We start from the raw sequence: 10,316 nt of genomic DNA, 5'->3' as shown, positions 1-10,316 counted from the left end.
CTCCCGTTCGTCCCTGTCGTCGCGTGCGGCGACGGCCGCTGCGGACCGGCTACGCGGCGACCGGCTCCGACGCGGCGTCCGCGAGCGCGCGCAGCGCGTCCTGGACCAGCGAGACGACCTCGTCGTCCTCGCGCGGGTGGGTCTCCGCGAACCGGACGACCGACTGCGGGATCGCGACCTTGACGTCCTCGAGGACCTTCGCGCCGGCGATCCCGGCGACCTTGCGGGCGTCGTCGTGCGCCCAGACGCCGCCGTACTGGCCGAACGCCGAACCGATCACGGCGAGGGGCTTGCCCGAGATCGGCGAGGCGCCGAACGGACGCGAGGCCCAGTCGAGGGCGTTCTTCAGCACGGCCGGGATGGTGCCGTTGTACTCGGGGGTGACGAGGAGCACGGCGTCCGCGGCGGCGAGTGCCTCGCGGAACGCGACGGCGGCGGCCGGCGGGGTCTCGCCGTCGATGTCCTCGTTGTAGAAGGGCAGGTCGGTGATGGCGTCGTACGTGCTGAGCGCGATGCCCTCCGGAGCGTGCTGCTCCGCGGCCTCGGCGAGCTTGCGGTTGATCGAGCCGGCGCGGAGGCTGCCGACCAGGACCAGGACGTTCGTCATGCGCGTTCCCTTGTTCGGTGACGGAAAGGTGTCAGGTACAAGCAATCACGGCCGGGAATGCACTATTCCCGCACACCGGGTCGTCGGTATCGTCGGCCGCGTGAGCACGCCACGGACGCCCGCCAGCACGCCCCGCACCGCCGACCCCGACTGGTGGCGGAACGCCGTCGTCTACCAGGTCTACCCGCGGAGCTTCGCCGACGCGGACGGCGACGGACTCGGCGACGTGGTCGGGATCACGTCGCGGGTGCCCTACCTCTCCTCGCTCGGCGTCGACGCGGTGTGGCTCTCGCCGTTCTTCCCGTCCCCGCTCGCCGACGGCGGGTACGACGTGGCCGACTACCGGGCGGTCGACCCCCGGCTCGGCACGCTGGACGACTTCGATGCGTTCCTCCGCGCCGCCCACGAGCACGACCTCCGCGTCATCGTCGACATCGTGCCGAACCACACCTCCGACCAGCACGAGTGGTTCCGTGCCGCGCTCGCCGCAGGCCCCGGCTCGCCGGAGCGCGCCCGGTACGTCTTCCGCGAGGGAGCGGGGGAGTCCGGCGAGCTCCCGCCGAGTGACTGGGTGTCGAACTTCGGCGGCAGCGCGTGGACCCGGGTGCCGGACGGGCAGTGGTACCTGCACCTCTTCGCGCCCGAGCAGCCCGACCTCGACTGGTCGAACCCCGAGGTGCGGACGGACTTCGAGGAGACGCTCCGCTTCTGGGCCGACCGAGGGGTCGACGGGTTCCGGGTCGACGTGGCGCACGGCCTGGCGAAGGACCTCTCCACGCCCTACCGGCCCTCGAACGAGCACGCCCTGCCGCTCGACGGTTCGGACCCGCTGTACGACCGCGACGAGGTGCACGAGATCTTCGCGGGGTGGCGCCGCGTGCTCGACGAGTACGACCCGCCCCGAGCCGCCGTGGCGGAGGCGTGGGCACCGGCACCCCGTCGGGTGCTCTACGCCCGGCCGACCGAGCTCGGGCAGGCGTTCAACTTCGACCTGCTCGAGTCGCCGTTCGACGCGGCGGTCTTCCGCGAGGTCATCGACCGGAACCTCGCGGCGTCCGAGCAGTCCGGCGCCTCCTCCACGTGGGTGCTGTCCAACCACGACGTCGTCCGGCACGCGACCCGGTACGGGCTGCCGGACGGGACCGACACCGACGCCTGGCTCATGACCGACGGAACGTCCCCGGAGCTCGACCGTGCGCGGGGGCTCCGACGGGCGCGGGCCGCGACGATGCTGCTGCTCGCGCTGCCCGGGTCGACGTACGTCTACCAAGGGGAGGAGCTCGGGCTGCACGAGGCCGCCGCCATCCCGCGGGACGAGCTGCAGGACCCGAAGTGGATCCGGACCGGCCACGCGGTCAAGGGACGGGACGGCTGCCGGGTGCCGATCCCGTGGACGACCTCCGGGCCGTCGTTCGGCTTCGGCACCGCCGCTCCGCACCTGCCGCAGCCCGCCGAGTCCGGGGCGAGCTCGGTCGAGGCCGAGTCGGGCGACCCCGCCTCGACGCTGAGCCTGTACCGCGCCGCGCTCGCCGAACGGGCACGGCTGCAGCGCGGGGAGGAGCTGACCTGGGTGGCGGAGCCCGCGTCGCCGGAGGTCGTCGCGTTCGACCGGCACGACGGGTGGCGCTCGGTGACGAACTTCGGCACGGAGCCGGTCCCGCTGCCCGAGGGTGCCGTTGTGCTGGCATCGGGGCCGCTCGGTGACGCGGAACTCCCGGGGGAGACGACGGTCTGGATCGTGCCCGGACGCTGACGGCAGCTCCCCGTTCCTGCACAGCCGCGTCGGTCGCGTCGTCTCTCCACCGGTCTGACGCGAGCCCCTCGGAGGCGTGGTGCTGCTCGCGACCATCGGGGCATGACACATCCCAGCACCACCAGATCCCGGATCGTCCGGCGCCTGGCGGTCGCGGCGAGCGCGTGCACCGCGCTCGCCGTGCTCGCCGCGCCGGCCCTGACCGCGCCGCACTCGTCCGCGGCGGAGCTCACGTTCCCGTACGTCCACGAGTTCACCTCGGCGGCCGGGGGTGAGCTGCACGGTGACGCGAAGATCGCCGGCGGACGCCTCCGTCTGACCGAGGACACCAAGAAGCAGGCGGGGGCGTGGTCGACCAACGACACGTTCCCGTCCGACAGCGGACTCGAGATCGAGTTCACGTACACGATGCACACCGCGAAGGACGACCCCGGTGCCGACGGGCTCCTCCTGTTCCTCGCGGACGGCGCCGCGCAGCAGGGCGTGGGGTCCTTCGGCGCGGGGCTCGGCTACACCTGCCGCAAGGAGGCGACCGAGGGCGGCGGCCGGGTGTGCGACCTGCCCGGCGTCCCCGGTGGGTTCGCAGCGGTGGCCCTCGACCACTACGGCAACTTCTCGGCACGGATCAACGGTTCCGGGCCCGGCGCCAGCCCGCAGCACGTGGTGATCCGCGGTTCCGGCGACGGGCTCGAGGGCTACCGCTGGATCGCCGGGGCCCCCGCGCCCGGCGGCGTCCTCGCTGCGGGTGACTCCCCGCGGCGGGTCCGGATCACGCTGTTGCCGGGTGCCGCCGGGCAGCTGTCGATGACGGTCCGTCTGCAGCAGGGCAGCGCCATGCGGACCGTGCTCGCCGACGTGCCGCTGCAGGGTGACGGGCAGGCTCCGCTGCCGGGACACGCTGCGCCTCGGGTTCGCTGCGGCGACCGGCAGTCACGTCAACGTGCACGAGATCGAGCGGCTCCGCGTCTGGAAGCCCGCGGAACTCGCCGTGGAGCAGGACCTCCCGCCGACCCTGACCCCGGGCGCCCCCGGTCGAGTACACGGCGACGGCCCGGAACACGGGCATCAACGACAGCGCGCCGAGCCCCTTCGCGGTCGACGTCCCCGACGGGTTCCGTGACGTGCGCTGGCGCTGCGCGGATGCCGACGCGGCCGCGTGCAGCGTCCCGTCCGGCACGGGCGACGTCGCCACGGACCTCGACCTGCCCCGTGGTGGGTCCGCCTCCGTCGTCATCAGCGCCACCGTGGACGACGCCGCGTCCGGTGAGCTCGAGAGCGTCGCGACCGTCGAGGCCGCTCCGTCCGTGTCCGACGTCGACGAGTCGGACAACCGCTCGACCGCGACCACGACGGTCGCTGCGGACACCACCGCGCAGGTGGAGACGGACAAGCGGGTCAGCCCGTCGGACGGCATCGCGCCGGGCGACGAGGTCGAGTACGTCGTGACCGCGCGGAACCGCGGCCCGGCGGTCGCGCTCGACGTCGGGGCGGTCGACGACCTGCCCGCGGCGATGCACTTCGCCGGGTCGCCCGACGGCTGCACGGCCGAGGGGCAGCGGGTGACGTGCTCCTCCACGGGGACGCTCGCGGTCGGCGACTCGGTCGACTTCCGGATCCGCGCCGTGCTCGACCCGGACTACGAGGGCGACGGGTCGGACGTGGTGAACGTCGCGACCGCCACATCGCCGAGCGACCCCGACGGCGGTGACGAGTCGCCGGAGGTCACGATCGGCGTCGTCGACCCGGGCGACGGGACGCGGCCGACGCCGACGCCGACGGTCACGCCAACGCCCACGGTGGCGCCGGCGCCGACACCGTCGGGGGCGCCCTCTCCGGGACCCGGGGCGGGTGACGGCGGCGACGGCGGCAACGGCAACGGCAACGGCAACGGCAACGGCAACGGCAACGGCAACGGCGGCAACGGCAACGATGGCCCCGCGTCGGGCGACGGGCGGCCGGACGCCGATGCCGGGTCCGGGAACGGCGCCGGCCACGCTGGACCCGACCGCCTGGCGTACACCGGCGCTGGCGGGCTGGTACCGCTCGCGGTGCTCGCCGTCCTCGCCACCGCTGTGGGCGGGACGGGGTGGCTCCTCCTCCGTCGGCGCCGACGGGCGCGGGCGAGCGTCGGCGACTGAGCAGCGAGAGCGACCGGCCGTCGCCGGCGACGGTCGGTGCGTCCCGGCCGGGGTTCGAGTCTCCTCAGCGAGGAACCGGCCCCGGTCGGGCGCCCACCGCGCCGGCGGTAGGATCGACGCGACGATCCGCATGCCCGAAAGAGGTCCCGTGTCCGACTCCGTGGACGACGCCACCACCGTGGACGACGCCACCCGGCGCGCACGCTACTGGCCGGTCCCCGTCCTCCGGGCGGTCCCCGCGGCGGTCGTCGCGCTCGTGATCACGTTCTCCTCGAACCACGCCGCGGGCTACGGCCTGCTGCTGTTCGGCGCGTACGCGGTGGTCGAGGGCATCGTCCTCGCGGTCGGCTCTCGTCGGCTCGACGGCGACGCGCGATCCGCCCGCTCGACCCTCGCCCAAGCCGTCGTCGCGCTCGTCGCCGGCGTTGCCGCACTGGTGCTGAACGGGGCCGGCCTGCCCGCGTTCATCACGATCGTGGTGGCGTTCGCGGTGCTGACCGGCGCGCTCGAGCTCACCCAGGGGCTCCGGGTGCGCGGCCGGTCGCCCTTCTCCCGGGACTGGACGACCGTCGGCGGGCTGACCCTGCTGCTCGCGATCGCGTTCCTCCTCACGCCGCCGGACTACTCGAAGGAGCTCGGCGGCATCGACAACGCACAGGGCACCCTCGACGCGCCGATCATCCTGGTCGGGCTGTTCGGCGCCTACCTCGCCGTCGCGGCGGTCTTCCACGTGATCGCCGGACTCTCGCACAAGTGGGGAACGGCCGCTCCGGTCGCCGCCCCGGACGGAGCACCACACGCATGAGCACCCCAAGCCGTCGCGACCGCCTGCGCCCGGCCGAGCTCCTCGGGATCTCGGCGATCGTCGCCGTCTTCGTGGGCCTGGTCGTGCTCATCTCGACCCGCGAAGCGCAGCTCGCCGTGATCTTCCTCGGCGTCGCGTTCATCGTGGTCGTGGTCGTGCTGGCCATGCTCCAGCTGGCGTCGACGAGCGACCAGGACGACAACGACATGCTCGGCGGTCACAAGACCCCGGGCGAGGGCGACGGCAACGACTTCCACTGAGCGGACGACCCGCACGAGCAGCCGGCTCCGCCCGCTCCAGGGGGCGCCCGACCTGCCGTCGCGGTACCGCCACCCGCGGCTGATCCTCGCGATCTGCTGCATGAGCCTCTTCATCGTGTCGCTCGACGCGACCGTCGTGAACGTCGCGCTGCCGTCCATCGGCCGTGAGCTCGGCAGCACGATCTCCGGGCTGCAGTGGACGATCGACGCGTACACGCTCGTCCTCGCGAGCCTGCTGCTGCTCTCCGGGTCCACCGCGGACCGGATCGGGCGGCGTACGACGTTCCAGGTCGGCCTGGCCCTCTTCACCGTGGGGTCGCTCCTGTGCTCGCTCGCGCCGGGCGTCGGCTGGCTCGTCGTCTTCCGCATGGTGCAGGCCGTCGGCGGCTCGATGATGAACCCGGTGGCGATGTCGATCATCACGGCGACCTTCGACGACCCGCGGCAGCGCGCTCGTGCGGTCGGCGTCTGGGGCGCGGTCGTCGGGGTCTCGATGGGACTCGGGCCCCTCGTGGGCGGAGCGCTCACGGACTCGGTGGGGTGGCGTGCGATCTTCTGGATCAACGTGCCGGTCGGCATCGCGGCGATCGTGCTCACCCTCCTGTTCGTCCCCGAGTCGCGCTCGCCGAAGCCGCGGAGGCTCGACCCCCTGGGGCAGGTGCTCGTCATCGTGCTGCTGGCGTCCCTCGTCGGCGGACTCATCGAGGGGCCGCGCCTCGGCTGGACGTCGCCGGCGTCGCTCGGCCTCTTCGCCTTGGCAGCGGTGGCCCTCGTCGTCCTGGTCCGGGTCGAGCGGCGCCGCGCCGAACCGCTCGTCGACGTCCGGTTCTTCCGGAGCATCCCGTTCTCGTCCGCGGTCGTGACGGCGATCGTCGCGTTCGGCGCGAACGGTGCGTTCCTCTTCCTCAGCGCGCTCTACCTGCAGGAAGTCCGTGGCATGAGTCCGTTCGAGGCGGGCCTGTGGACCCTCCCGGCCGCCGTCGCGACGATGCTCGTCTCGCCCCTGTCCGGGCGGCTGGTCGGCTCGATGGGGGTCCGAGTGCCGCTCCTGCTCGCGGGTCTCGGCATCGCGGGCGCCGGCGCCGTCCTCACCACGATCGGAGCGGCCACACCGATGCCCGTGCTCGTCGTGGCGTTCGTGCTGTTCGGCTTCGGGTTCGGGATGGTGAACGCGCCGATCACCAACACCGCGGTGTCGGGCATGCCCCGCGCCCAGTCCGGCTCGGCCGCTGCCGTGGCGTCGACGAGCCGGCAGACCGGGGTGTCGCTCGGGGTCGCCCTCGCCGGGACCGTCACCGGGGCGAGCGCCGTGGCCAGCGTGGGGCCGTCGTTCGCGGTGGCGACCCACGCGATGTGGTGGATCGTCGTGGGGATCGGGGTGGCGATCGTGATGGTCGCCTTCCTCTCGACGTCCGCCGCTGCGGACCGTTCCGTCGCCGGGATCGCACCGCTGCTCGACGAATGAACCCGGGCTGACAGCGGGCCGGCGACACGCCCGAGATCACGTTTCCGCAACCGTCCTGTCAGGATCGCGGGTCCTGCCGACACTCCTGGACGAAGGGGGTGGGATGTGGACGTGGGAACGGGCGCCGAGACGGACGAGCAACTCGTCCGGGCGATCGGGCACGGCGACCAGCAGGCGCTCGCACGAGCGTTCGACCGGTACGCGGCCACGCTCACCCGGTACGCCTGGGCCGTCGTGGAGAGCCGCATGGACGTCGAGGAATCGGTGCAGGACACGTTCCTGACGCTCTGGCAGCGCGCCGCGACCCTCGAGCTCCCGGCCGACACGATGCTGCCCTGGCTGCTCGTCGTCTGCCGGAACCACGCGCTGAACGCCGGGCGCAAGCAGGCCCGTCGCCGCGGCGTCGAGCTCCCCGAGGAGCTCCGCGCACCCGACGACCACGCGGAGGCCGTCGAACGGCTCCGATGGGTCCGCGACGAGATCGCGGCCCTGCCCGAGACCGATCGACGGATCTGTGAACTCTGCCTGCTGGAGGGGCACTCCTACGCCGAGGCCGCGCAGCTGCTCGGCCTGAGCGTCGGTGCGGTCACCCAGCGGGTCTCGCGGTCCCGCGCACGACTGCGGAAGGCGGTGATGCACGATGAACACTGAACCCCCCGAGGGAGACGACCTCCAGCGGATGCTCGTGGCGATGAAGCAGAACGTCCTCGAGCGCGCCACACCGCGACGCCGACGCCGTGCGCGCCCCGGTCTCGTGATCGGTGTCGTCGGGCTGCTCGCCCTGGGCACCGCGTCCGGCGCGGTCGCCCTGAGCCTGTCCCAGCAGGACCGACCCGTCGCAGCGCCCACCGAGACGCAGGAGCCCGGACCGGCACCGTCGGCCACCACACCGACGTCCGCACCGATCACCGCGACCCCGACGCCCCGCCCGGTGCCGACACCGACGCCGACGAGCGAGCCGGACGTCCGGATCCCGGGCGACTGCTACCTCCTCGTCCCCGACAGCGACTACGCCCGTTTCTTCGGAGCGGCTCAGCACACGTCGACGATCTGGACTCCTGAAGGCGGTGGTCGGCAACCGGACGGGAACGACCGGATCCAGGGGCTGCGCGACCCAGATGAAGCCTTGTCGTGCACGTGGCAGAACGAAGGAGTCGTCGCCAACATCTCCGTGGTGGTCCGCCCGGCTTTTGAGGATGACGCTGCCGAGATCCCGGAACTCGTGGCGGAATCCAACCCGACGTGCGAGGACCGCTTGGGTGGCCGGGCCTGCAGCTGGACGCCTGGTACCGACAGTGGCGACGCTGTCCGGGGCACGTACTTCACCCGCGGCAACCTGACCATCGACATCATGCAGACCGACTTCCCGACGAACGGGCTCTTGCCCGCGATCGTCGGGGAGATCTGGGGGGACTGACGGCCTGGAGGCGCGTGGCGGGTCCGCACCGCGCCTCCAGTCCGTCGGTCGGGGACCTACCCGACGCGCGCCGCCACGATGTCGCGCGCCAGCGTCTGCGTCGCGCGGTTCGGCTCCGGGCTGGTGCGCATCGCGAGCCCGATCCGCAGCGGTGGGACCTCGTCCGCAAGCTCGAGCACGGCGCCCTCGTGCTCCACGCCCGGGTCCGGGACCACCCCGACGCCGAGGCCTGCGGCCGCGAACCGGATCACCGCGGGCATGTCGTTCATCTCCGCGATGATCCGGCGCCGGATCCCGAGCCGCTCGAGCGCCTGGTCGAGGAGGACGCGGTTGCCGAACCCGTGCGCGGTGTCGACGAAGGGCTCGTCCGCCAGCTCCGCCAGCGACACGGATGCGCGACCGGCCAGGGGGTGGTCCGGAGCGGTGAAGACGCGGAACGGCAACTCGCGCAGCGGCTCGACGACGATGCCGCTCGGCGGGTTCGGCAGCCCGGAGTAGGCGAGGTCGAGCCGTCCGGCCACGAGGTCCTGCACGAGCCCGGTCGTCCCCGTCGGCGAGGTCATCAGCTCGACCGCGACGAGCGGGTGCCGCTGCCGGAAGCGCCGCAGCACGCCGGTCAGGTCGACGATGTCCATGCTCGTGAAGATGCCGAGCCGGACCCGCCCGCGGAGGTCGGCGTCCTCGACCGTCGCGAGGTCCCGCATCCGGTCGAGCGACTCGAGCACCGCGCGGGCGTGGGGGAGGAGGTCCTCGCCGGCGGTGGTCAGCACGAGGGTGCGTCCGGTCCGCTCGAACAGCCGGACGCCGAGCGACCGCTCGAGTGAGGCGATCCCGGCGGACACCGTCGACTGCGCTGCCCACAGGCGCTCGGCCGCACGGGTGACACCGCCCTCGGTGGCGACGGCGACGAACTGCTCCAGCAGGCGGGTCTCCATCACCCCATCATCGACCGCGTCGATGCCACACATCAAGAACATCCGTTGGACTCGATTGCGCCCGGGGTCGATGATCGGAGCATGCCAGTCATCGCGCAGAACCCCGACACTCGTCCGTCGGCCGGACCCGTCCCCGCCCCGCGCGGCCGCCGGTCGCACAGCCGCCGCCGTCACGGCGCCGGCTTCTGGGCCGTTGCGTTCGCGTTCCTGTCCGTGATGGCGTTCGCGACCGTCCCGGCCCCGCTGTACGTCATCTACCAGGCGCGCGACGGCTTCCCGACGATCACCACCACGGTCGTCTTCGCGGCGTACGGCGTCGGTGTGGTCGGGTCCCTGTGGCTCGCCGGGCACCTCAGCGACGTGCACGGACGGAAGCCGCTCATCCTCGTGTCGGTCGCACTCGAGATCGTCGCCGCGGTGCTCTTCCTGGTCTGGAACGACGTCCCCGGGCTCATCGTCGCCCGGCTCGTCACCGGACTCGGCGTCGGCACCCTGACCGCGACGGCCACCGCCCACCTCGGCGAGCTCCGGGTCCGGGCGACCGGCTCCGAGGCCTCGGCCAAGGGCGCGAGCGTCGCGGCGGGCGCGGTCAACCTCGGCGGTCTCTCGCTGGGCGCCCTCGTCGGTGGCGCGCTCGCCGAGTTCGTCGGCCAGCCCCTGATGGTGCCGTACGTCGTGTTCATCATCGCCTTGGCGATCGCGTTCGTCGTCGTGCTCGCCGCGCCCGAGACCGTCGACCGCCCCGAGTCGCCCGTGCCGTACCGTCCGCAGCGCATCCAGGCCCCGGCCGGCAAGGGTGCTGCGTTCTGGGCCGCCGGCACCGGGGCGTTCGCCGCGCTGGCCGTCCAGGGGCTGTTCACCTCGGTGGCGCCGACCTTCCTCGGGACGACGTTTCACGTGACCGAACGACTCGTCGCCGGGGCCACGACCTTCGGG

The 10,316-nt window shown here is 73.0% G+C and carries 10 protein-coding genes and 2 pseudogenes; 10 read left to right on the top strand and 2 right to left on the bottom strand.

The genetic code is table 11. The features are described from left to right. Nucleotides 1-49 precede the first annotated feature (49 nt). Nucleotides 50-607 (bottom strand): NADPH-dependent FMN reductase, encoded by a 558-nt coding sequence (locus I59_RS03165; protein ID WP_022902632.1) that lies wholly within the window; start codon nucleotides 605-607, stop codon nucleotides 50-52. A gap of 100 nt (nucleotides 608-707) precedes the next feature. Here I59_RS03165 and I59_RS03160 point away from each other — a divergent pair, with 100 nt between their 5' ends. From I59_RS03160 to I59_RS20580, 9 genes and pseudogenes are all read left to right on the top strand, one after another. Further along, entirely contained in the window at nucleotides 708-2,360 is a 1,653-nt protein-coding gene (locus tag I59_RS03160; protein WP_022902631.1) for a glycoside hydrolase family 13 protein, read from the top strand. A gap of 102 nt (nucleotides 2,361-2,462) precedes the next feature. After that, nucleotides 2,463-2,960 (top strand): annotated as a pseudogene (locus I59_RS23800) (hypothetical protein); the annotation flags it as partial. Nucleotides 2,961-3,403: 443 nt separating this feature from the next. Further along, nucleotides 3,404-3,694: pseudogene (locus tag I59_RS23320) on the top strand (hypothetical protein); the annotation flags it as partial. A gap of 42 nt (nucleotides 3,695-3,736) precedes the next feature. Next, entirely contained in the window at nucleotides 3,737-4,498 is a 762-nt protein-coding gene (locus I59_RS19025) for a DUF11 domain-containing protein (RefSeq protein WP_187289779.1), read from the top strand. Nucleotides 4,499-4,646: 148 nt separating this feature from the next. Continuing rightward, the gene (locus I59_RS22550; RefSeq protein ID WP_022902629.1) at nucleotides 4,647-5,303 is read left to right on the top strand and encodes a DUF308 domain-containing protein; all 657 of its coding nucleotides are present in this window, start codon (nucleotides 4,647-4,649) and stop codon (nucleotides 5,301-5,303) included. Further along, nucleotides 5,300-5,563, top strand: a complete 264-nt coding sequence (locus I59_RS03135) for a hypothetical protein (protein ID WP_022902628.1) — start codon at nucleotides 5,300-5,302, stop codon at nucleotides 5,561-5,563. Before I59_RS22550 ends, I59_RS03135 begins: the two co-directional genes overlap by 4 nt. A gap of 100 nt (nucleotides 5,564-5,663) precedes the next feature. After that, nucleotides 5,664-7,028, top strand: a complete 1,365-nt coding sequence (locus I59_RS03130; protein ID WP_022902627.1) for a DHA2 family efflux MFS transporter permease subunit — start codon at nucleotides 5,664-5,666, stop codon at nucleotides 7,026-7,028. A gap of 105 nt (nucleotides 7,029-7,133) precedes the next feature. Next, nucleotides 7,134-7,679, top strand: coding sequence for an RNA polymerase sigma factor (locus I59_RS03125; RefSeq protein ID WP_022902626.1), 546 nt, complete (start codon nucleotides 7,134-7,136; stop codon nucleotides 7,677-7,679). Next, nucleotides 7,669-8,445, top strand: coding sequence for a hypothetical protein (locus I59_RS20580; protein ID WP_148286061.1), 777 nt, complete (start codon nucleotides 7,669-7,671; stop codon nucleotides 8,443-8,445). Before I59_RS03125 ends, I59_RS20580 begins: the two co-directional genes overlap by 11 nt. A 56-nt stretch (nucleotides 8,446-8,501) precedes the next feature. On the opposite strand, the gene I59_RS03115 is transcribed toward I59_RS20580, so the two are convergent. Then, nucleotides 8,502-9,380: a LysR family transcriptional regulator gene (locus I59_RS03115; RefSeq protein WP_022902624.1), complete on the bottom strand. Its 879-nt coding sequence runs from the start codon at nucleotides 9,378-9,380 to the stop codon at nucleotides 8,502-8,504. Between the two features lie 81 nt (nucleotides 9,381-9,461). Here I59_RS03115 and I59_RS03110 point away from each other — a divergent pair. After that, nucleotides 9,462-10,316: MFS transporter (locus I59_RS03110; protein WP_022902623.1), on the top strand; the 855-nt coding region annotated here is incomplete at its 3' end.

Origin of the sequence: Curtobacterium sp. B8, assembly GCF_000333315.1 — a bacterium.
Lineage (GTDB): Bacteria > Actinomycetota > Actinomycetes > Actinomycetales > Microbacteriaceae > Curtobacterium > Curtobacterium luteum.
Note: the sequence above shows the minus strand (reverse complement) of the source record. Positions and strands in the feature narration are given on the sequence as shown.